Source organism: Runella defluvii, from assembly GCF_014195535.1.
Classification (GTDB): domain Bacteria; phylum Bacteroidota; class Bacteroidia; order Cytophagales; family Spirosomataceae; genus Runella; species Runella defluvii.
Genome location: NZ_JACIBY010000006.1, coordinates 161045 through 183099, shown reverse-complemented (window position 1 = coordinate 183099; position 22055 = coordinate 161045). Strand labels below are relative to the sequence as shown.

Annotated in this window: 19 protein-coding genes; 16 read left to right on the top strand and 3 right to left on the bottom strand. The window is 45.0% G+C overall.

All coding sequences use genetic code 11. The features are described from left to right. Positions 1 to 10 precede the first annotated feature (10 nt). From FHS57_RS15760 to accC, 4 genes are all read left to right on the top strand, one after another. Positions 11 to 1000, top strand: a complete 990-nt coding sequence (locus FHS57_RS15760) for a beta-ketoacyl-ACP synthase III (protein ID WP_028525185.1) — start codon at positions 11 to 13, stop codon at positions 998 to 1000. A gap of 94 nt (positions 1001 to 1094) precedes the next feature. Beyond that, the gene (efp, locus tag FHS57_RS15755; protein ID WP_122933849.1) at positions 1095 to 1658 is read left to right on the top strand and encodes an elongation factor P; all 564 of its coding nucleotides are present in this window, start codon (positions 1095 to 1097) and stop codon (positions 1656 to 1658) included. Between the two features lie 36 nt (positions 1659 to 1694). Next, entirely contained in the window at positions 1695 to 2168 is a 474-nt protein-coding gene (accB, locus tag FHS57_RS15750; protein ID WP_183975259.1) for an acetyl-CoA carboxylase biotin carboxyl carrier protein, read from the top strand. A gap of 16 nt (positions 2169 to 2184) precedes the next feature. Beyond that, complete coding sequence (gene accC / locus FHS57_RS15745; protein WP_183975257.1) at positions 2185 to 3528, top strand: acetyl-CoA carboxylase biotin carboxylase subunit; 1344 nt, start codon at positions 2185 to 2187, stop codon at positions 3526 to 3528. Positions 3529 to 3619: 91 nt separating this feature from the next. Here the strand turns inward: accC and FHS57_RS15740 are convergent, their stop codons facing one another. From FHS57_RS15740 to aceB, 3 genes are all read right to left on the bottom strand, one after another. Further along, the gene (locus FHS57_RS15740) at positions 3620 to 4657 is read right to left on the bottom strand and encodes a dienelactone hydrolase family protein (protein ID WP_183975255.1); all 1038 of its coding nucleotides are present in this window, start codon (positions 4655 to 4657) and stop codon (positions 3620 to 3622) included. Positions 4658 to 5144: 487 nt separating this feature from the next. Next, positions 5145 to 6434: an isocitrate lyase gene (aceA, locus tag FHS57_RS15735; protein WP_183975253.1), complete on the bottom strand. Its 1290-nt coding sequence runs from the start codon at positions 6432 to 6434 to the stop codon at positions 5145 to 5147. 50 nt (positions 6435 to 6484) lie between these two features. Beyond that, the gene (gene aceB / locus FHS57_RS15730) at positions 6485 to 8098 is read right to left on the bottom strand and encodes a malate synthase A (protein WP_183975251.1); all 1614 of its coding nucleotides are present in this window, start codon (positions 8096 to 8098) and stop codon (positions 6485 to 6487) included. 283 nt (positions 8099 to 8381) lie between these two features. On the opposite strand from aceB, the gene FHS57_RS15725 reads away from it, so the two are divergent. The 12 genes from FHS57_RS15725 to acs all read left to right on the top strand — a co-directional run bounded on the left by FHS57_RS15725 (position 8382) and on the right by acs (position 22053). Then, positions 8382 to 8804 (top strand): IS1/IS1595 family N-terminal zinc-binding domain-containing protein, encoded by a 423-nt coding sequence (locus tag FHS57_RS15725; protein WP_028522187.1) that lies wholly within the window; start codon positions 8382 to 8384, stop codon positions 8802 to 8804. Between the two features lie 388 nt (positions 8805 to 9192). Continuing rightward, the gene (locus FHS57_RS15720; RefSeq protein ID WP_183975249.1) at positions 9193 to 10584 is read left to right on the top strand and encodes a porin; all 1392 of its coding nucleotides are present in this window, start codon (positions 9193 to 9195) and stop codon (positions 10582 to 10584) included. A 47-nt stretch (positions 10585 to 10631) separates the two neighbouring features. Further along, complete coding sequence (locus FHS57_RS15715) at positions 10632 to 12191, top strand: MFS transporter (protein ID WP_183975247.1); 1560 nt, start codon at positions 10632 to 10634, stop codon at positions 12189 to 12191. A gap of 28 nt (positions 12192 to 12219) precedes the next feature. Next, positions 12220 to 12438 carry a DUF6814 family protein gene (locus FHS57_RS15710; RefSeq protein ID WP_028522184.1) on the top strand — a complete coding sequence of 73 codons (219 nt, stop codon included), beginning with the start codon at positions 12220 to 12222 and terminating at the stop codon, positions 12436 to 12438. 87 nt (positions 12439 to 12525) lie between these two features. Further along, on the top strand, positions 12526 to 12735 hold the full coding sequence (locus tag FHS57_RS15705; RefSeq protein ID WP_122933860.1) for a hypothetical protein: 210 nt from the start codon (positions 12526 to 12528) through the stop codon (positions 12733 to 12735). Continuing rightward, positions 12728 to 15427 (top strand): sensor histidine kinase, encoded by a 2700-nt coding sequence (locus FHS57_RS15700; RefSeq protein WP_183975245.1) that lies wholly within the window; start codon positions 12728 to 12730, stop codon positions 15425 to 15427. The genes FHS57_RS15705 and FHS57_RS15700 overlap by 8 nt, the downstream gene beginning before the upstream one ends. 16 nt (positions 15428 to 15443) lie before the next feature. Continuing rightward, positions 15444 to 15824 carry a response regulator transcription factor gene (locus tag FHS57_RS15695; RefSeq protein WP_183975243.1) on the top strand — a complete coding sequence of 127 codons (381 nt, stop codon included), beginning with the start codon at positions 15444 to 15446 and terminating at the stop codon, positions 15822 to 15824. Between the two features lie 126 nt (positions 15825 to 15950). Then, the gene (locus FHS57_RS31985) at positions 15951 to 16085 is read left to right on the top strand and encodes a hypothetical protein (protein ID WP_255417943.1); all 135 of its coding nucleotides are present in this window, start codon (positions 15951 to 15953) and stop codon (positions 16083 to 16085) included. A 24-nt stretch (positions 16086 to 16109) separates the two neighbouring features. Continuing rightward, positions 16110 to 18053 (top strand): propionyl-CoA synthetase, encoded by a 1944-nt coding sequence (locus FHS57_RS15690; protein ID WP_310587002.1) that lies wholly within the window; start codon positions 16110 to 16112, stop codon positions 18051 to 18053. A gap of 129 nt (positions 18054 to 18182) precedes the next feature. Next, entirely contained in the window at positions 18183 to 19187 is a 1005-nt protein-coding gene (locus FHS57_RS15685; protein WP_183975239.1) for an Rpn family recombination-promoting nuclease/putative transposase, read from the top strand. Positions 19188 to 19366: 179 nt separating this feature from the next. Continuing rightward, positions 19367 to 19852 (top strand): hypothetical protein, encoded by a 486-nt coding sequence (locus FHS57_RS15680; protein WP_183975237.1) that lies wholly within the window; start codon positions 19367 to 19369, stop codon positions 19850 to 19852. A 311-nt stretch (positions 19853 to 20163) separates the two neighbouring features. Further along, entirely contained in the window at positions 20164 to 22053 is a 1890-nt protein-coding gene (acs, locus tag FHS57_RS15675) for an acetate--CoA ligase (RefSeq protein ID WP_183975235.1), read from the top strand. Positions 22054 to 22055 lie beyond the last annotated feature (2 nt).

Here is a 22055-nt window from a genome sequence, read left to right as displayed (position 1 = left end):
AAAGTAAAAAATGAGTCAAATTCGCGCGGCTATTACGGGGATACAAGGATACTTACCCGATTATGTACTAACCAACGCTGAGTTGGAGAAAATGGTAGATACCAACGACGAGTGGATTACGGCCCGTACAGGTATTAAAGAACGGCATATCCTCAAAGGCGAAGGACTGGGTACATCCCACATGGCCGCCGAAGCAGTAAAAGGGCTTTTGGCCAAAACAAACACTGCGGCAGGTGATATTGACTTGTTGATTTGTGCAACAACTACTCCCGATTTTGTATTTCCGAGTACAGCCAATCTCATCTGCGACATGGTGGGTATTAAGTCTATTGGAAGTTTTGATATTCAGGCGGCTTGCTCGGGCTTTATTTATGCCCTGACGGTGGGTTCGCAGTTTATCGAAACGGGTAAATACAAAAAAGTGATTGTGGTAGGAGCGGATAAAATGTCGGCTATTATTGACTACACCGACCGTACGACCTGCGTGTTGTTTGGGGATGGAGCAGGCGCTGTTTTGCTCGAACCGAACACCGAAGGACTCGGAATTTTAGATACCATTATCAAATCAGACGGAGCTGGTCAGCCATTCTTGCACCAAAAAGCAGGAGGAAGCCGCTTCCCGCCCACGCACGAAACAATCGACAAGCGCTGGCACTATGCCTACCAAGATGGTCAGTCGGTATTTAAGTTTGCCGTCACCAATATGGCCGACGTTGCGGCTGAAATCATGGAGCGTAACCACCTCTCAGGCGACGATGTGGCGTGGTTGGTACCTCACCAAGCCAACAAACGCATCATTTCCGCAACGGCCAACCGCATGAAAGTCGGGATGGACAAAGTGATGCTGAACATTCATAAATACGGAAACACGACTGCGGCAACCATTCCTTTGTGCTTATGGGATTATGAATCGCAACTTAACAAAGGCGATAATCTCATTTTTGCCGCCTTTGGAGGAGGCTTTACGTGGGGTTCGGTATATGTAAAATGGGCGTATTAACGAGGGAACTTCTCAATTCTCAAAAATCAAATTTCGATAAAAGGCTAGGGTTATTCGTGGCCTTCAATCTAATGAATTAACGATTCATACTAAAATGGCAACAACTGCAGACATCCGTAATGGATTAGTAATTAATTTTAACCACGATTTGTTTCAAATTGTCGAGTTTCAACACGTTAAACCAGGTAAAGGGGCGGCTTTTGTACGTACAAAACTTAAAAGCCTTACCAGTGGTAAAGTGTTGGACAATACCTTTAACTCAGGGGTGGCAATCTACCCTGTGCGCGTAGAGCGCCGAGAGTTTCAATTCTTGTACAAGGACGAAGCTGGCTTCAACTTTATGGACAATGAATCGTTTGAGCAAATTTCAATCGACGAAAAATTGGTTGACGGGGCTGACTTGATGAAAGAAGGCCAAGTGGTAGAAATTTTATTGAATACTGAAAACGAAGCACCCCTTACGTGCGAACTTCCAGCCACAGTTGACTTGGAAGTAGTATATGCAGAGCCAGGCATTAAAGGCGATACTGCCAACAACCCTCGCAAGGCAGTAGAAGTAGAAACGGGAGCGCGTATCATGGTGCCTATGTTTATCGAACAAGGTGATAAAATCCGCATCAAAACGGCTACCAGAGAGTACTCAGAACGCGTTAAGTAAGACGTAAGTCTCCAAAAAACCTAACTTCAAACAACAATGGAAATTAAAGACATTCAAAAACTACTCGATTTCATCGCTCACTCAAGCTTAGACGAAGTAAACATCGAAACTGGTGAGTTTAAGGTAAGCGTAAAGCGCAACGCCGTGACTACCGTGGTTGCCGCAGCCCCTGCTCCAGTAGCCGTAGCACCAGTGGCCGCCGCTCCAGCTCCAGTAGTTGCTACTCCTGCGCCAGCAGCAGCAGCTCCTGCCAAAGCGGATGAATCGAAGTATTTGACCATCAAATCACCAATGATTGGTACTTTCTACCGTTCGGGCGGACCAGATAAACCTTCGTTTGTAGAAGTAGGCGACGAAGTTGCAACTGGAAAAGTGGTTTGTATTGTAGAAGCGATGAAGCTTTTCAACGAAATCGAATCGGAAGTATCAGGTCGTATCGTAAAAGTATTGGTTGAAAATGCTACGCCTGTAGAATACGACCAACCATTGTTCTTGGTAGAGCCTGCTTAACAATTTCCAAAAACTCATGTTCAAGAAAATACTAATCGCCAATCGCGGGGAGATTGCATTGCGCATTATCCGTACTTGCCGCGAAATGGGCATAAAAACAGTCGCTGTGTATTCCACAGCAGATCGTGATAGCCTTCACGTTCGCTTTGCTGATGAGGCTGTTTGTATTGGGCCTCCACCAAGCCGCCAATCATATTTGAGTATTCCCAATATAATTTCTGCCGCAGAAATTACCAATGCGGATGCCATTCACCCTGGATACGGGTTTTTGTCAGAAAACGCTGAGTTTTCGCGAATTTGTGCCGAATACGGTATCAAATTTATCGGAGCAACGGCCGAGCAAATCAATTTCATGGGGGATAAGTCAACCGCCAAAGCAACGATGAAAGCCGCTGGAGTTCCCGTAATTCCTGGTTCAGAAGGGTTATTGGAATCGGTTGAAGAAGGAAAAGAACTTGCGAAAGGAATCGGTTATCCTGTGATTGTCAAAGCCACTGCGGGTGGTGGTGGCCGTGGGATGCGGATTATCAAAGACGAAAGTGAATTTCAGAAAGCATGGGACGACGCAAAAATGGAATCAGGAGCAGCCTTCGGAAACGATGGCTTGTACCTTGAGAAGTTTGTAGAAGAGCCACGCCACATCGAAATTCAGGTAGTAGGTGACCAATATGGCACCGTTTGCCACCTTTCGGAGCGAGATTGCTCGATTCAGCGTCGTCACCAAAAATTGGTTGAAGAAACGCCATCACCAATTGTATCTCCCGAGCTTCGTGAGCGCATGGGCGAAGCGGCTATCCGTGGTGCCTCAGCGATTGCCTACGAAGGCGCAGGAACGATTGAGTTTTTGGTGGACAAATACGGCGAGTTTTATTTCATGGAAATGAACACGCGTATTCAGGTAGAACACCCAATTACGGAGGAAGTGACTGATTTTGACCTTATTAAGGAGCAAATCAAAGTAGCTGCTGGTGAGCGTATTTCGGGCCAAAATTACTCTCCAAAGCTATATGCAATGGAGTGCCGTATCAACGCCGAAGACCCTGCCAACGGTTTCCGCCCAAGCCCAGGAAAAATTACGCAGTTGCATTTCCCTGGAGGACACGGTGTTCGTATCGACAGCCACGTGTATGCAGGTTATACCATCCCACCAAACTACGACTCAATGATTGCGAAAGTAATTGTGAGTGGACAGTCGCGGGAAGAAGTAACAACGCGTATGAAGCGTGCCTTGCAAGAGTTTGTAATTGAAGGTATCAAAACAACGATTCCTTTCCACATTCGCTTGATGGACGATGCAGGCTTCCAATCGGGAATGTTTACGACAAAATACCTCGAAACATTTGATTTTAGTGGTTTGTAATAAAGCACAAAACGGTGTTTCCGTTGCTTAAAATAAACATGGAAAGCGGGCTGTATGGCCCGCTTTTTTCATGTCGTTATCCCAATTAGGATTACAAAGTCGCCGCTAACCAGCTTGAAACTTTGGTACGAGCAGCGGCTTTGGCAACGGCGTCGTCACCCGTTGTTTTTTCGTCGAAAGAGTGGTTGGCGTTTTCGTAAGTCACCAATTCAATGCTTGTTCCTGCACCGTTTAATTTGGCACGGTCGTATTGTACTTGGGTGGCAGGAAGCAAATCATCGTTTTTCCCAATCAGAATCAACAGCGGGGCGTAGTTGATGTACTTGCCTTTGGTTGCATCCGAAACACTTCCAAAATAGCTAAAGAACCCACCTCCAGGATAATAAGCAACGGCCGTTTTGAATCCACCTTGGGCAGGACGAGCAACGGGAGCAGCGACATTGTAAGTCTTATTTTGATACCAAACTGTCCACTGGCTTTTGGTGACTAATGTGGTATTGACAAGTGCTGCCATGGTCGTAGAACCTCCGTGAGAGAAGCCCATTAACCCAATTCGACTTCCTTGAACGTAAGGCAAGGTACGCAAATAAGCCAAACCAGCGTAGGCATCGTAGGTGCGTTCGTAGGCAGGAGAGCAGATGCTATCGTTGAGTGGAGTACGGCCGCAAAACTCCACGATTGGCTGACTATTTTCAAGGCGATTGGTGTAGCTGTCGATAAATAATGACGCAATTTTCTTCGTAGTAAAATCGGCTGCCCATTCGTTGAAATTGGTTTTCATTTTGTTGGCAGCTACGTTATCGTTTGACCACATTCCGCCGCATCCGTGCATCACAACCATGGCAGGAATCTGCTCGCCAGGTTGGAGGGCAGGTACGTATAGCTTGGCAGTAAGCGTTAATCCTTTGGCATTTTGGAAGGTGACATTATAAACGGTGTCGTTGGTTGCAACGGCGATGGCGTCGGTAGCAAGGCGGGCACTAGCGGTGATTTTGTGGGGGGCTGGAGCTACCTCTGCATTTGGTTCTTGGCAGCTTACAACGAAGAGAGAAACGCCTAAAATGGCGATTAAAAGGGCTTTTTTGGAAATTGTGTTGAACATTGAACGTACTGATTTGTTTGTTTTCATGGCTTGTATGTGTTTAAAAATTTGACGCTGCAAAATTGGGGAAGAGCTCCAAAGCCCTGAAAAAATCTTCGGTTAGCCTGCCAATTTTGTCGCTAAGCCGTGTAAAATTTTGGCTAAACCGTCTGAAAGAACCCCCACCATTAGCGCGCAGACAAAAGCTTTTGAGAAATTTCAAACAGCCTCGGCAGAGGCTCAACGTTTGTAGATGCTCAACGTTTGTGGAGATTTAAGGAATTCAAAAGTAGCCTCGGCAGAGGCTCAACGTTTGTAGATGCTCAACGTTTGTAGAAAAAAAAGCAGACAACGGAATTGTTGCCTGCTTTCAAACCATTTACCCTAAACGAAATCCCTGAATTATATACACAAATTCAGTGACTAGACTTTCCAAGTTGCGTTGTTTGTCGAAACTCAAACTTGGAAAGCCTTCAGTGGCTAGACTTTCCAAGTTGCGTTGTTTGCTGAAATCCAAACTTGGAAAGTCAGGCTGCTAATGAAACTGTTCTTCTTCGGTCGAGCCCTTCATGGCGACAGTAGCAGAAGTACCCGCGGTTACGGTATTTTGAACCGCATCAAAATAGCCTGTCCCCACAAAAGCTTGGTGTTTCACGGCTTTAAAGCCTTTAGCTTGGAGCGCAAATTCACGTTGTTGTAGTTCTGAGAAACCAGCCATTCCGCGTTCTACGTAAGCCGACGATAACTCAAACATGGCCGTATTGAGGGCGTGGAAGCCTGCCAAAGTAATGAATTGGAATTTATACCCCATTTCTGCAATCTTTTCACGGAAGTTAAGCATTTGCTTTTCGTCCATAAATTTCGCCCAGTTGAACGACGGTGAGCAATTGTAGGCCAACAATTTATCAGGAAACTGACTGCGGATGGCTTCGGCAAACTCACGCGCTAGTCCTAAGTCGGGGTTGCCTGTTTCCATCCAAATCAGGTCGGCATAAGGGGCGTAACTCAACCCACGATCGATGCCTTGTTCAAGTCCATTCCGAACGTAGTAGAAGCCTTCGGGCGTACGACCCAAGTCGCGGCGGATAAATTTCTCATCGCGTTCGTCGATGTCGGATGTGATAAGATTGGCGGCCTCGGCATCGGTACGAGCAATAACCAGCGTAGGTACACCCATGACATCGGTGGCAAGGCGTGCCGCGACCAGCTTATTGATGGCTTCTTGGGTAGGAACCAATACTTTCCCGCCTAGGTGTCCACATTTTTTTGCCGAAGAAAGTTGATCTTCAAAGTGAACGCCAGATGCTCCCGCCTCAATCATCTGTTTCATCAATTCAAACGCATTGAGATTGCCTCCAAAACCCGCTTCGGCGTCGGCTACGATAGGGACAAGCCAGTCGATGTTGCCGTCATGGCTCACCGATTGAATTTGGTCGGCCCGCAAAAGAGAATTGTTGATGCGTTTTACGACTGCTGGAACGCTGTCGGCAGGGTAAAGGCTTTGGTCGGGGTACATTTGCCCTGCTAAATTGGCATCGGCAGCTACTTGCCAGCCCGAAAGATAAATGGCTTTCATGCCTGCAGCTACTTCTTGCACGGCTTGGTTGCCCGTGAGTGCGCCCAACCCTGCGACCCATTGGTCATTTTGGAGCAAATTCCACAATTTTTCAGCGCCCATACGAGCCACCGAGTGTTCGATTTGGTACGAACCCGCTAGACGAACTACTTCTTCTGCCGTGTATGGGCGCTGAATTCCGTTCCAACGAGGGTTGGTCGTCCAATCGGCAATGAGCGATTGAATGCGATCTTGTGTGCTAATTTTCATTGTTGTTGATGTTTGTGATGAAGTGTATTTGATAAAAAAGAGGAAGATTGCTAGGCGTCTAAGAGGTCGTAAGCGGGGAGTGTCAAAAAGGGCTCGAATTGTGGCTGCGTGACCAAGCGGTCAAACAACTCGGCAGCTTGTTCGTAATGGCCTTTGGTAAACGCTTCGGTACCAACGTCTTCTTTGATTTTAGTGAGTTCGTCGGCAAAAACATTTTTGTACCAATTGAGGGTAATTGGGCGGCCTTCAAAGGTTTTGACTTCGTGATGCAGCCATTGCCATACCTGCGCCCGAGAAATTTCGGCGGTGGCGGCATCTTCCATCAGGTTATGAATGGCAGCGGCACCTACGCCACGTAGCCAAGAGGCAATGTACAGGATACCAATGTTGATATTGGCACGTAAGCTGCTTTCACTGATGGTTCCCTCCTTGATGTAAACGTCGATAAGCGCTTCGGCTTCGATGCGGTCATGTTCACGTTTGATGTGTTTTTGGTGAGGCTGAGCACCAAGCATAGCGTCAAAAGGAGCTTTGGCAACCGATACCAAATCGGGATGCGCAACCCACGTGCCATCAAAGCCAGTTTCTACTTCCAATTGTTTGTCGGCTTCTACCCGTTCGAAAGCAATGCGGTTGACCTCGGCATCGCGGCGGCTAGGAATGAAGGCCGACATCCCGCCGATGGCGTGGGCGCCTCGTTTGTGACACGTTTGAACCAAAAGCCGACAATAAGCCCGCATAAATGGCATTCGCATCGTGACTTGGGTACGGTCGGGCAAGATAAATTCGGGGTAATCTTTGAATTTTTTGATGATACTAAAAATGTAATCCCAGCGCCCCGCATTTAGTCCAGCCAAGTGGTGTCGAAGTTCATAAATGATTTCGTCCATTTCGAAGGCGGCCAAAATTGTTTCTATCAAAACCGTCGCTTTGATGGTGCCCAGAGGTAAGTGGAACCACTCTTGCGCAGCGATAAATACGTCGTTCCAGAGCCGTGCCTCTGAGTGACTTTCCAGCTTGGGGAGATAGAAATACGGCCCGCTGCCGTTTTGCAACAATTGATGAGCGTTGTGGAAAAAGTATAATCCAAAGTCGAACAATGAAGCCGAAATGGCTTGATTGTCAACGAGTAGATGTTTTTCGTGGAGGTGCCATCCGCGCGGACGAACCACCAACGTAGCTATGTTGTCGTTGAGCTGGTAGGTCTTACCATTTTCGGCCGTAAAGTCGATTTGGCGACGAATCGCGTCGTACAGATTGGCTTGCCCTTCTACCATGTTGCTCCAAGTGGGAGAAGAGGCATCTTCAAAATCGGCCATAAATACATTCGCTCCCGAATTGAGGGCATTGATGACCATGCGGCGGTCAACGGGGCCTGTAATTTCGGTACGGCGGTTTTGTAAATCATCGGGAATGGCATTGACAGTCCAATCGGCTTCGCGAATAGGAGCAGTTTCGGGAAGGAACTGCGGCATTTCGCCTTTTTGAATTGCGATGGTACGAAGGTCGCGGAGGCGAAGGAGTTCGAGGCGGCGCCCGTTAAAGCGTCGATGCAAGTGAGCGATAAATTGCAGAGCCTCAGGGGTTAAGATTTGGTCGTACTGGCTACACATCGTTCCTGTGATGTCAATGTCTTCAAGGAGGGTGTCGGTTTGAGTACTCATTTTGTTCAAGTGTTGATGAAGTGTAATTGATGTTTCAAAAGTATGTTAGCGAAAAATATAAAACAAGCGAAATTTCGCTAAAATAAAAATTTCTGCAAGGTGGAGGTTGTTAAGTTGTTGAAAATCAGGGGAAAGCTCAAAAAAGAAAATTTGAAAGCTATAGTTAATTAGCAAAACAATACTAAACGTGACCAAAAACATTTTTTTATATGAATAGTCCTATTAGCTTTGGTAAATTACTATAGGACACTTCCTCTAATTATAACTTAACCATTCCTTTTTCATGGCAGCAACACTCAAATGTCCCAAATGCGACAGTCTCGAAACTGTCAAGAACGGAATCATCAAAGACCGTCAGCGTTTCCGTTGTAAAAAATGCGATTACAATTTTACGGTCGATAAACTTGGCAAAGGAATTAGCTCCTACTACGTGATTAAGGCGCTTCAGTTGTACATTGAGGGAGTTAGTTACCGTGAAATAGAGCGACTTCTGGGAGTTAGCCACGTGTCGGTGATGAACTGGGTAAAGAAGTATCAAATCAAAATGCCCGACCGAATTACGCACCATGCTACCTACAAAGTGATGAATCACAAAGAGCTGGCTGAGTTTTATGCCGACCGTAAAAATTTGGAAGGAACGGGCATGATTGTGACCGAATTAGGGGACAAGTTTATGATGATTAAATGGGAAAGATTCAAAGATTAATTACACCAATAAGTGCATTGAGGCGGGGGTAACACATCATGTTACCCCCGTTTTTTTATATTAAATGACTGTTTATTGCTAAATTACTATATGTTTGCTAAATTAAAATAGATGATTTTTAGGGCGTATTTTCAAAATAGTATAGGGGAAACTTCCGACATGGCCTTTCATTTATTGCTTAATCTTCTTCCGTACTGTATTTTTCTACTGATTTTTACTTAAAAACAGCCGTTTTGTTTGCTACCTATATGCGTTTAGCATAACAACATCACCCAAGCGGATTTTTAAATCCTTTCTTCCACTTTTGTCGAGTGATTATTCAAAAAAATATTTGAATAACACAAAATGAACCGACCTCTTTTTTTAACCTCTTTTCTTTAACGTACCTATGAAAAAGTGTTTAACCATACTGGTATTGATGGCCAGTAGCCTCTTGGCAACAACGAGTTATGGCCAAGGTTCAACTGATTACGGAACGGGTATCAAACTTGATTTGAACCCCGAAAAAACAAAGTACATTCGTGTGATTACGTGGAACCAAACGTGGTTTAGAGCGTCGCAGTTGAACCCTGGGACGACCGTGGGGGGAGAGCCTGCCAAATCAAATTTTGATATTTCGGGACGCCGTCTTAGGATGTTGGCCTATTCACAAGTAAGCAAACGGTATATGATTTTGGCTCACTTTGGGATTAACAACCAAACATTTATCAACGGTGGTGGCTCTGGAAGTACAGGAACGGGGGGCTACGGAAATGGCAAGAAACCGCAAATGTTTTTTCACGATTTTTGGAACGAGTACCACTTGATTTTACCTACGAAAGAAAACAAAAACTCAAGTTTGAGCGTGGGAGCAGGGTTACATTATTTTATGGGTATATCGCGGATGACAATGGCTTCAACACTTAACTTTTTGACCGTTGACTCGCCTATTTTCTCTTGGGCAACGATTGACAATGCCGACCAGTTTGCTCGTCAATATGGCTTTTTTGCCAAAGGGAAATTGAATAAACTTGAATACCGATTTGGCTTAAATAAACCCTTTAACACAAGTCTTGCGCCAGCAAATGTAACAGATGGCGTAAAAGCAGTGGCCGTTGATAACAACGGGACGAGCAAGTGGGCCAAAACGGGATACGTGGAGTACCAATTCTTAGATTCAGAATCAAATCTGTTGCCGTTCAAAGTAGGAACCTATTTGGGAACGAAGCGCGTGTTTAACATCGGAGCTGGGTTTTATAGCCAACCTGAAGGGACACGCTCATCGGTCAATGGCACGGTTACCAAACACAACGTAAACCTAATGTCAGTAGATGCTTTCTTGGATATGCCCATTGGTAAAAAAGAAAAAAACACGGCTATTACCGTTTATTCGGGCTTTTTCAAGTATAATTTCGGTCCAAACTACTTGAGAAATATCGGCATCATGAACATCGGTGCCATTGATCCTAACTACACAGGAACTGATAAACTCTTGGCTGGCGCTGGAAATGCTCAACCTATGATTGGAACTGGAAAAATCTTCTATACACAGGTAGGCTTATTGTTGCCTAAAGCCACCGACAAACCTAAAATGCGCGTACAACCCTTCATGGCATATACCAGCAAGAACTTTGATGCGCTGTCAAAAACAGTTTCAAACTTTGATACGGGCATCAACTGGCTCATCGACGGCCACCATGCCAAAATTACCACGCAGTATTCGCTTCGCCCAGGCCTGACGGCGGCGGGTGTAAGTAAGAAATATGGAGAGTTTATTGCCCAACTTCAAATTTACCTCTAATACCTTTTAACCTAATCAAATTTAAAAAACTTACAACCTTTTCAATCATGTCTGAGAAAAAACAAAGTTTAGCGTACATCATCGGAGCCTCGTCGGTTGGTACGCTCATCGAATGGTACGATTTCTACATATTCGGAAGTTTGGCGACCGTAATCGCTACCAAATTTTTCCCGCCCGATAACCCAACAGCGGCTTTCCTTTCGACCTTGGCGACGTTTGCGGCAGGTTTTGTGGTTCGTCCCTTTGGAGCTTTGTTCTTTGGCCGCCTGGGCGACCTCATTGGTCGTAAATATACCTTCATGGTGACCCTTATTTTGATGGGTGGAGCGACGTTTTTGATTGGGTGTATCCCGAGCTACGAAACCATCGGCTTTTTTGCTCCCCTTTTGGTATTGCTACTTCGTTTTTTGCAAGGACTTGCCTTGGGTGGAGAATACGGCGGTGCGGCGACCTACGTAGCGGAGCACTCACCCGCCGAAAAACGCGGATTCTGGACATCATGGATTCAGACGACAGCAACGATTGGCTTGTTTGTGTCGTTGTTGGTTATCATGGTCACTCGCAACACGCTTGGTACCGAAGCTTTCAACGATTGGGGATGGCGTATTCCGTTTTGGGTATCATTGATTATGGTGGGGGTATCGTTTATTATCCGTCGTAATATGCACGAGTCGCCACTTTTTGCTAAAGCGAAAGCCGAAGGGAAAACATCAGCGAACCCATTGAAAGAGTCGTTTGGCAATAAATATAACTTCAAATTTGTATTGTTGGCGCTTTTTGGAGCCACGATGGGTCAAGGGGTAGTTTGGTACACGGGTCAGTTTTATGCCTTGAGTTTCTTGCAAAAAATCTGTAACGTCGATGACAACCAAGTGAACGTTATCATTGCTTTGGGGTTATTGTTGGGTACGCCGTTCTTCGTGATTTTTGCTTCATTGTCCGACAAAATCGGCCGCAAAGGCATTATGTTGGCAGGTATGTTGTTAGCGATTATTTGCTATCGCCCGATTTTTGAGAAAATTTACCAAACGACCAACCTCAAGAACAAAGAAGAGATTGTGGCCAATACCAAAGTGGAAGTAAAGCGTGCGCTTGCTTCTGGGTCTGAAGTCGATTCGCTCATTACGACAACCACAACCAAGGAGTTTACGGATGGAACAAAATACAAAGAGGTAAAGAAAGTGACGATTTTGGCCGATGCGAGCAAAGAAGCTCCTAAGCCCGACGTGAAAAAAATAACTACAATCAACAACAGCGACCGCAACACGCTTGTCTTGATGGTCTTTATCTTGTTGCTTTTTGTAACGATGGCGTATGGCCCTATCGCGGCCTTCTTGGTCGAAATGTTCCCAACCCGTATTCGTTATTCGTCGATGTCGTTGCCGTATCACATTGGTAACGGGGTGTTTGGTGGATTGATGCCTGCGATTGCTACCTATTTAGCAACTCGTGCGAAGGACATCAACGATGCAGCTGAAAAAGCAGGAGAAGCGATTGTGAATACCCAACCGTACTTGGAAGGGCTTTGGTATCCAATTATCCTTGCTGGGGTAAGTTTTGTGATTGGTTTACTTTACATCAAGGAAGACAAAAACGCTAACGACTAATCTTTAACCTTTTAAAAGACAACGAATTATGAACGCAATAAAAAGAATATTAGGAATTGTTTGGATAGGTATTGGTCTATACGCAGGCTACTATCTCTTCATCAACCAAGCATTGCCAATGTGGGATAAAGGGGGTACAGACCTCGTACCTGCCATCATCTATACCTTCATTTTGGCACCAATCATCGCTGGCGGGATGTCGATACTCGGGTATTATGCGCTCTCTGGCGAATACGACGAAAAATAAATAAGGTTAGGTTTAGGGTTTATAATTAGGAATGGTTGTCGAGCGTGTTAGAAACCCTCGGCAGCCATTTTTCACATGCTTAATTATATGTCAAAAACGCGAGAATTGGCCTTGGTGGCTTTGAGTTTACTGGCTTGGGCGTTGTACAACAACCCCATTTTGAGCATTTTCAACCGCTTGAGTTTCAAGTGGCGCACGCCTGTGTTGTACATGGGGATTTTTGGAATCTGGTTTTTGATTATTGTTGTCACTTTTTTGATTGTTAATAATACCAACAACCACCATTCTGATGAATAGCTTTTGGTTGATTTTCTGGTCTATATCGTACTTGTTGGTCTTGTTTTTTGTGGCCAACTGGGCCGAACAGCGCTCGGCCAAAGGGCGGAGTTTGGTCAGTAATTCGTACGTGTATGCGTTGTCACTGGCGGTTTATTGTACGGCATGGACGTTTTACGGGAGCGTCGGGCGGGCAGCAGAGTCGGGAGTGGATTTTATTGCCGTTTTTATTGGGCCTACCATTACGATGCCGCTTTGGTGGGTTATTTTTCGGAAAATCATCCGTATTTGTCAAGTTCAGCGCATTACCAATATCGCCGATTTTGTGTCGGCACGTTACGGAAAAAGCCAAGCGTTGGGCGTCATTGCGACGATTTTGTGCGTTGTTGGGACGATTCCCTACATCTCGATTCAACTCAAAGCAATCTCTAGCGGGTTTGGTATTTTGACCACGGCCAACGACGCAGGCAATTCGCTTTGGCTGGATAAAGCCTTCTATATCTCAATCGTCCTGACGATTTTTACCATTCTATTTGGGGCGCGCAAACTCGATGCCAACGAACGCCACGAAGGAATGGTGGCCGCCATTGCATTTGAATCGTTGTTTAAGCTATTTGCCTTTTTGGCCGTGGGTGTTTTTGTGACATTCATCGTCTTTGATGGATTCGATGATATTGTTCAGAAAGCATCGAAACTCGTTGATTTACAGCGGATATTTACCATCAAAGAAGAAAAAACAAGCGATTGGTTTTGGTATTGCTTATTGGCTTCTTTGGCCATTATGTTTTTGCCAAGGCAATTTCAGGTAACGGTGGTGGAGAATGTAAACGAAAATCACCTTCGTAAAGCGCTCTGGATTTTTCCACTTTACTTATTGGTTATCAACATTTTCGTCGTTCCGATTGCGTTGGGAGGGAAAATTTTGTTGGGTACAGCCGTGAAAGCCGACCAATTTGTGTTGTCGATACCTTTGCATTTTAACGAAAAAGCACTGGCTTTTGTGGCTTATTTGGGAGGGTTTGCGGCTTCTACGAGTATGATTATTGTGGAATGCACGGCCTTGACGGTGATGTTGACCAACAACTTGGTTATGCCTTGGCTGGTCAGTCGCACCGATTTTCAGCGGCGTTTTGGCGGAGACATGGGGCAGGTCGTCATTACGTTGCGGCGTTTGTTTATTGTCCTGCTGATGGCAGGGTCTTATTTATACTATAAAAACGTCAGCGATAAATACAGTTTGGTGTCGGTCGGGATGGTGTCGTTTGCGGCGGTAGCGCAGTTTGCGCCTGTGGTACTAGGTGGAATTTTTTGGAAACGTGGGTCGTTAGCGGGAGCCGTGGGCGGACTTTTGGTTGGAGGAGGCGTTTGGTTTTATACCCTGATTATTCCGTCGATGGTGTCGGCGGGGTACATGTCGTCCGATATGCTCAGTAAAGGCCCTTGGGGGATGGATTTGTTACGGCCTGAATCGTTGCTGGGAGTAACGGGACTCGATAATATTTCTCACGGAACGTTTTGGTCGTTGTTGTTGAACTTGCTTTTTTACGTGGGAGGGTCGTTGTTGTCGCAGCCTACGGCGTTGGAACACAACCAAGCGGTATTGTTCGTGGATGTTTTTAAATACTCAAAAACCTACGAAAGTGCGGTAGCTTGGAAGGGGAAAGCGCTGGTGACGGATATTAAGTCCCTGTTGACCATTTTCTTTGGGAAAAGCCATACGGAAGAAACGCTGCAGTTGTACGCCAAACAGAATAAGCTGGATTTGAATACGAGGTACGCCGACTCCCAAGTGGTAAACTATGCCGAAAAGATGCTGGGCGGAGCCATTGGTGCCGCTTCGGCGCGTATTTTGGTGTCGTCGGTGGCAAAAGAAGAGCAAATCAGCGTCGAAGAAGTGATTGATATTCTGAAAACATCGCAAGAGTTGAAGACGGTGAATGAAGAATTAACGCGAAAGTCGGAAGAATTAGAACAACTGACGCAGCAGCTAAAACAAGCCAATGAACTGTTGCAAATTGCTGATATTCAAAAAGATGACTTTTTGTCAACGGTCACGCACGAAATACGTACGCCATTGACGTCGATACGAGCTTTGTCGGAAATTGTACACGATAATCCCGATATGGAAGAAGACCAACGGTCGCATTTTGTCAATACCATTACCAAAGAATCCGAACGTTTGACCCGACTCATTAACCAAGTGTTGGCCCTTGAACGTTTTGAAACTGGAAAACAAGAGTTGGACATCGACGAATTTTTGATGGAAGACATTGTGGAAGAATCCTTGGAAGCGCTCGACCAACTGGCGAAAGAAAAAAACATCAAAATTGACGTAGCTTACGAAGGTATTTACGGCCCTATCCGCGCCGACCGCGACCGACTTATTCAGGTGATTATCAATTTGGTATCAAATGCGATTAAGTTTTGCCCCGCTGATACGGGAAAAATTCAAATCAATACCCTTCAAACCGAAGCATCTCTATCATTTAGCATATCAGATAATGGCCAAGGCATAGATAATAAATATCAAGAGCTTATATTTGAAAAATTTTACCAAACTCGCGACCAATCGGTGCGAAAACCAAAAGGCAGCGGACTTGGACTAGCTATCTGTAAGAAAATCATAGAACTGCACCAAGGAACTATCAAGGTAGAAAGCGAGCTAGGTAAAGGAAGTGTATTTACGTGCGAAATCCCACTGGGTAAAAACTAAAAATAAAATGACGGGCATGAAAATTTTGATTGTTGATGATGAGCCTAACATCTTAATGTCTTTGGAGTTTTTGATGAAAAAAGAAGGACATAAAGTGTTTATTGCTCGCGACGGTGCCGAGGCATTTGACATCATCGAGGCGAACATCCCTGATATTGTACTACTTGATATTATGATGCCCAGGGTAGATGGGTACCAAGTCTGCGAATTTATTAAAAAACACGATGCTTATAAACATGCTAAAGTGGTGTTTATGAGCGCAAAAAGCAAAGAAGCCGATATGGCCAAAGGGCTAGAGTTAGGAGCAAGCTTGTACGTTCCGAAGCCATTTTCTACCCGCGATTTGATGGCCAAAGTAAACGGATTGATACGGGATATTTCGGAAGCAGCAGCCTAAAAATCAGGACGTTATATTGTAAAATAGTAGCTATACCAACTTAGCGAAAAATATTACTATTCCTCGAATATTTTAGATTACTTTTGGATGAAAATTCAGTTATCCCAAACTTTAATCTTATTCGTCATGGAAGAAAGTAAGTCGTCATCAGGTATTGTTACCAAGGTAATCATTGCGGTTGTAGTGCTAGTATTTATTTATGGTATTTACTGGCTTTTGAACGGTGGTATGGACGGAGCTTCCCTCGAAGGAAGCCACTAAGGTTGTCTCAATTTCACCCTTTCAATTGCCTTTGCCATGTCTAGCAATACACAATCAACAAACTATACTTCCCTTTTTGAAGCGAGTTTAGCCAATCCCGAAACCTTTTGGGCCGAGCAAGCTGAGCAAATTGCGTGGTTCAAGAAACCCGAAACCGTGCTTGGAAAAGACGCCAACGGGCTTGACCGCTGGTATGCTGGGGGACAGCTCAATACGTGCTATTTAGCGATAGACTACCACGTTCAGCATGGGCGAGGAGCGCAAGTAGCGATGATTTATGACTCTCCTGTCACAAATACCATCCAGAAATACACATTTGCTGAGTTACAACACAAAGTGGCCAAATGTGCAGGGGCATTGCGGGCATTGGGGGTTGAAAAGGGCGACCGAGTGGTGATTTATATGCCCATGATTCCTGAAACGGCCTTTGCCATGCTGGCTTGTGCCCGTTTGGGAGCGGTGCATTCGGTTGTTTTTGGAGGTTTTGCACCACATGAGTTGGCCATACGTATAGAAGATGCCGAACCTAAAGTTGTGATTTCGGCTTCGTGTGGAATTGAGTTTGACCGCGTATTGCCTTACAAACCGCTGTTGGACGAAGCCATCGAATTGGCCGCTTTCAAGCCGAAACATTGCCTAATTTACCAGCGTTCGATGTGTCACGCCCCAATGCTAGAAGGGCGTGATGTGGATTATGAGGACGCCGTCGCAAAAGCCGACCCGACCGAATGTGTGCCCGTGGACGCAACTCATCCACTGTACATTTTATATACTTCAGGAACGACAGGAAAACCCAAAGGTGTCGTGCGCGACAATGGTGGGCACGCAGTGGCACTTAAATTTAGTATGCACCACGTTTATGATGCCCACGCAGGAGATGTTTTTTGGGCCGCCTCCGATTTTGGCTGGGTAGTAGGGCACAGCTATATTTTGTACGGGCCGTTGATTGCGGGTTGTACAACTATTTTGTTTGAAGGGAAACCCGTACGGACGCCTGATGCAGGTACGTTTTGGCGGGTGATTGCTGACCACCAAGTAAAGACGTTTTTTACGGCTCCAACGGCGTTTCGGGCAATAAAAAAAGAAGACCCTGAGGCGTTGTTGAAGGACAAGTACGATACATCAAGTTTGCAAAATATTTTTGTGGCAGGCGAGCGTTGTGACCCCCCAACGTTGGAATGGCTCCAAAAAATAGCCCAACTTCCCATCACCGACCACTGGTGGCAAACCGAGTCAGGCTGGCCGATGGTGGCTAATATGATGGGATTAGAAGCTTTTCCTGTCAAAGCAGGTTCGGCGACCAAGCCTGTGTGTGGGTATAATCTTAAAATTGTGGGAGAAAATGGGCAGGAACTGGAAGCCAACCATGAAGGCTATGTGTGTTTGAAATTGCCGCTTCCTCCTGGATTTACGCCCACGCTTTGGAACGACGACGCTCGTTTTAAAAGTTCGTACCTCAAAAAATTTGCAGGGTATTATCTGTCGGGCGACGGGGGCTATGTCGATGAAGATGGTTACGTGTTTATCATGGGACGCGTGGACGATGTCATCAACGTTGCGGGGCATCGCCTTTCGACGGGAGAAATGGAAGAGTTTGTGGCGTCGCATCCTGCCGTGGCCGAATGTGCCGTGGTCGGAATCGCCGACGAACTTCGTGGGCAGCGTCCTGTTGGTTTTGTGGTTTTAAAAGACGGTATTGGTATTGACGAAACGGCGTTGGAATCGGAGTTGGTGGGTATTGTGCGTGATCAGATTGGGGCAGTGGCGTTTTTTCGAACGGCTATTTTGGTGAAGCGTTTGCCAAAAACGCGTTCAGGAAAAATTTTGCGAAAAACGATTCGCCAAATTGCCGATGGAGAATCTTACACCGTGCCATCAACGATAGACGACCCTGTTATTTTGGAGGAAATTGCTCAAACGCTACAACGTAGAGCAGTTGGGCAAGCTTTTGAAAATCAGAGAATATGAATTGATAGTACCATCATAATGTTAGGTTAGTTTTCGAACGCCAGACTTGAGTCAAGTCTGGCGTTTTTGTTAGAGGGTGACTTTGCGTCGTGTTGTTCGTCTTTTGGATAGAACAAGCGTTTGGAGCTTATGAAACGAGACGACAGTTTGTGGAAGGCAATTTTGGAGGATGTTTTCGACGATTTTTTACGATTTTTCATTCCCAATGCGGAAGAATTATTCGATTTTTCACGACCATTTGAGTTTTTGGACAAAGAATTGGAGCAGATTTTGTTGGTTGAACGTGATGATTTTTCTCCTAGATATGTTGATAAACTGGTGAAAGTGTTCACGAAAGTAGGTGAAGAGCAGTGGATTTTGGTTCACATAGAGGTTCAAGGGAGCACCGACAAAGCGTTTTCACACCGTATGTTTCAATATTTTTACCGCATTTATGATCGGTATCAGAGGCCGATTACTGCTTTTGCGATTTTGACGGACCGCAATCGACGATTTAAGCCTGAGAAGTTTTCCCAAGTTTATTTGGGAACGAGTATTGATTATAAGTTCAATGTGTACAAAGTTTTTGAACAAGATGCTGAAGCTTTAGCGGCGAGTACGAATCCTTTTGCGATGATTGTATTGACGGTATTGGTCGCATTGCAGAAGGGAAAAGTAACGGAAGAAGAGCTTTTGCAACAAAAAGTAGAATTGCTCAAACGGTTGGTTAGTAAGGGATTTAGTCGGGGAAAGATAGAGGCATTGATGGGCTTTTTGAAGCTGTATGTACGTTTTGGAAAACGGGAAAATGATGTTAAATTTGACGAAGCGATAGAGTTATTGTTAAACAAACCGAAAGAAACGATGGGGATTGTTGAATTTGTGTTGGAGCGCGAACGTCGCTTGGGAGAAAAGCGAGGTTTAGCCAAAGGGGAGAAAAAGGGTATAGAGAAAGGCATTGAAAAAGGTATAGAGAAAGGTATCGAAAAGGGAGTTGAAAGAGGAATTGAGAAAGGCATAGAAACCCAAAAACTGCATTTTGTAACTACCCTGCTATCGGAAACGGACTTTGATGATGCTAAAATTGCGTCGTTGGCTGATGTGACTATTGAAACGGTACAGAAGCTTCGGAAGGAGAAAGGCAATGTTAGCTAATTTAGCAGTAGTTTACATTTGATTGATGCCAGACTTGAGTTAAGTCTGGCGTTTTTGTTAGAGGGTGACTTTGCGTTGTGTTGTTCGTCTTTTGGATAGAACAAGCGTTTGGAGCTTATGAAACGAGACGACAGTTTGTGGAAGGCAATTTTGGAGGATGTTTTCGATGATTTTTTGCGATGATTGTTTTAACGGTATTGGTCGCATTGCAGAAGGGAAAAGTAACGGAAGAAGAGCTTTTGCAACAAAAAGTAGAATTGCTCAAACGGTTGGTTAGTAAGGGTTTTAGTCGGGGAAAGATAGAGGCATTGATGGGCTTTTTGAAGCTTTACGTACGTTTTGGAAAACGGGAAAATGATGTTAAATTTGACGAAGCGATAGAGTTATTGTTAAACAAACCGAAAGAAACGATGGGGATTGTTGAATTTGTGTTGGAGCGCGAACGTCGCTTGGGAGAAAAGCGAGGTTTGGTTAAAGGGGAGAAAAAGGGCATAGAGAAAGGTATTGAAAAGGGGGTAGAAAGAGGTATTGAACAAGGCATAGAAACCCAAAAACTGCATTTTGTAACTACCCTACTATCGGAAACAGACTTTGATGATGCTAAAATTGCGTCGTTGGCTGATGTGACTGTTGAAACGGTACAAAAGCTTCGGAAGGAGAAATAGGATGTAGCTTAGTGCAGAAGGAATAAATAAAATTTTTTAACGGTAAAATTTCTAGAAAAATCGTTGAAAATCAGTGAGAATAAGGCTTAATAGGCATTGTTCGGTGGGTATCTTTTCAGACGCCAGACTTGACTCAAGTCTGGCGTTTTTGGTAGGTTTGAAGCATGATTTTTGTCACTTTCTATATTGAATTAGCAATTTTGTGATAATAATTTCACCTAAACGGGAAAATGTTTTGCTATTTTTATACCCACAATTCAGCAACGGACTTTCCTTTTAATAACCTTAATCAATCAAACACCTTTGAAATCATGCTTATCCGTACATTTGAAGAGTATCAGGCTGCTTACCAGCATAGTGTAGAAGACCCGGAAGGTTTTTGGGCAGAAGTGGCTCAGGAGTTTAAGTGGCATAAGCCTTGGAAGAAAGTATTAGACTGGAATTTCACTGGCCCTGATGTAAAATGGTTTGTGAATGGTAAAACAAATATTACCGAAAACGCACTTGACCGACACTTACGTGAACTAGGAAATCACCCAGCCATTATTTGGGAACCTAACGACCCACACGAACCAAGTGTGACGCTTACGTACAAAATGCTGCATGACCAAGTATGCCGTTTTTCTAACGTATTGAAACGCAATGGTGTTCAAAAAGGAGACCGTGTTTGTATTTATCTGCCAATGGTACCTGAGGCCGCGATTGCGATGTTAGCTTGTGCGCGTATCGGGGCGATTCACTCGGTGGTGTTTGGTGGTTTCTCGGCACAATCATTGACCGATCGTATTAATGACTCTGATTGTAAGGTGATTATTACCTCAGATGGTGCGGCACGTGGCCCGAAAAACATTCCAATGAAAGATACCGTGGATGATGCCTTGATAGGTTGTCGTTCGGTCGAAAAAGTGATTGTATTGACGCATACTCGTACACCAATTTCGATGATTAAGGGACGTGACGTATGGTGGGAAAGCGAAATGAAACAAGTGACGTCTGACTGCCCTCCCGAAATCATGGATTCGGAAGATCCCTTATTTATCTTATATACTTCAGGGTCAACGGGTAAACCCAAAGGGGTGGTTCACAGTACGGGTGGTTATATGGTCTATTCGGCTTATACATTCCAGAACGTTTTCCAATACGAATCAGGGCAAATTCACTTTTGTACCGCCGACGTAGGTTGGATTACAGGACATAGCTATATCGTTTATGGCCCCTTATTGAGTGGTGCTACTACCTTGATGTTTGAGGGAGTGCCAACGTACCCCGATGCTGGGCGTTTTTGGGACATTGTTGATAAGCACAAAGTAGATATTTTATACACGGCTCCAACCGCGATTCGTTCGTTGATGGGTTTTGGTTTAAAATATGTTGAAGGTAAAGACCTGAGCTCACTCAAAGTGTTGGGGTCGGTAGGGGAGCCTATCAATGAGGAAGCGTGGAATTGGTACAACGAAAACATTGGAAAAGGCCGTTGTCCGATTGTAGATACCTGGTGGCAGACCGAAACTGGGGGGATTTTGATTTCACCGATTGCGGGGGTAACAAAAACCAAACCTACTTATGCAACGCTGCCATTGCCAGGCGTACAACCAATCTTGGTGGACGAAAATGGCGTTGAGATTGAAGGGAATGGCGTGAGTGGTAACTTGTGTATTAAGTATCCGTGGCCATCAATTATTCGTACGACTTGGGGCGATCACGAGCGTTGCCGTCAGACATATTTCTCAACGTATCCTGGGCGTTATTTTACAGGAGACGGATGTTTGCGTGACGAGGATGGGTATTACCGTATCACAGGACGGGTGGATGATGTATTGAACGTATCGGGTCACCGTATCGGAACGGCCGAAGTAGAAAATGCTATCAACATGCACGCCGACGTCATCGAAAGTGCCGTGGTTGGTTATCCGCACGACATCAAAGGGCAAGGAATTTATGCCTTTGTGATTTGTGATAATGTTCTTGATGATGAAGATTTGTCTCGTCGGGATATTTTGGCTACCGTAACGCGCATCATTGGGCCTATTGCTAAACCAGACAAGATTCAGTTTGTGAGAGGATTGCCTAAGACGCGTTCGGGTAAAATCATGCGCCGTATTTTGCGTAAAATTGCCGAAGGAGATACGTCAAACTTAGGCGATACCACCACGTTGCTCGACCCAACGGTGGTAGAAGACATCAAAGAAGGGGCTTTGTAGAT

Excerpts from the sequence above, each read along its gene's own strand:
- aceB (WP_183975251.1), bottom strand. The coding sequence starts at position 8,098 with ATGAGTACTCAAACCGACACCCTCCTTGAAGACATTGACATCACAGGA.
- FHS57_RS15705 (WP_122933860.1), top strand. The coding sequence starts at position 12,526 with ATGTCAAAAACGCGAGAATTGGCCTTGGTGGCTTTGAGTTTACTGGCT.
- FHS57_RS15680 (WP_183975237.1), top strand. The coding sequence starts at position 19,367 with ATGATTGTTTTAACGGTATTGGTCGCATTGCAGAAGGGAAAAGTAACG.
- FHS57_RS15710 (WP_028522184.1), top strand. The coding sequence starts at position 12,220 with ATGAACGCAATAAAAAGAATATTAGGAATTGTTTGGATAGGTATTGGT.
- FHS57_RS15685 (WP_183975239.1), top strand. The coding sequence starts at position 18,183 with ATGAAACGAGACGACAGTTTGTGGAAGGCAATTTTGGAGGATGTTTTC.
- FHS57_RS15700 (WP_183975245.1), top strand. The coding sequence starts at position 12,728 with ATGAATAGCTTTTGGTTGATTTTCTGGTCTATATCGTACTTGTTGGTC.
- FHS57_RS31985 (WP_255417943.1), top strand. The coding sequence starts at position 15,951 with ATGGAAGAAAGTAAGTCGTCATCAGGTATTGTTACCAAGGTAATCATT.
- efp (WP_122933849.1), top strand. The coding sequence starts at position 1,095 with ATGGCAACAACTGCAGACATCCGTAATGGATTAGTAATTAATTTTAAC.
- FHS57_RS15760 (WP_028525185.1), top strand. The coding sequence starts at position 11 with ATGAGTCAAATTCGCGCGGCTATTACGGGGATACAAGGATACTTACCC.
- FHS57_RS15715 (WP_183975247.1), top strand. The coding sequence starts at position 10,632 with ATGTCTGAGAAAAAACAAAGTTTAGCGTACATCATCGGAGCCTCGTCG.
- accB (WP_183975259.1), top strand. The coding sequence starts at position 1,695 with ATGGAAATTAAAGACATTCAAAAACTACTCGATTTCATCGCTCACTCA.
- FHS57_RS15740 (WP_183975255.1), bottom strand. The coding sequence starts at position 4,657 with ATGAAAACAAACAAATCAGTACGTTCAATGTTCAACACAATTTCCAAA.
- FHS57_RS15695 (WP_183975243.1), top strand. The coding sequence starts at position 15,444 with ATGAAAATTTTGATTGTTGATGATGAGCCTAACATCTTAATGTCTTTG.
- aceA (WP_183975253.1), bottom strand. The coding sequence starts at position 6,434 with ATGAAAATTAGCACACAAGATCGCATTCAATCGCTCATTGCCGATTGG.
- FHS57_RS15720 (WP_183975249.1), top strand. The coding sequence starts at position 9,193 with ATGAAAAAGTGTTTAACCATACTGGTATTGATGGCCAGTAGCCTCTTG.
- acs (WP_183975235.1), top strand. The coding sequence starts at position 20,164 with ATGCTTATCCGTACATTTGAAGAGTATCAGGCTGCTTACCAGCATAGT.
- FHS57_RS15725 (WP_028522187.1), top strand. The coding sequence starts at position 8,382 with ATGGCAGCAACACTCAAATGTCCCAAATGCGACAGTCTCGAAACTGTC.
- accC (WP_183975257.1), top strand. The coding sequence starts at position 2,185 with ATGTTCAAGAAAATACTAATCGCCAATCGCGGGGAGATTGCATTGCGC.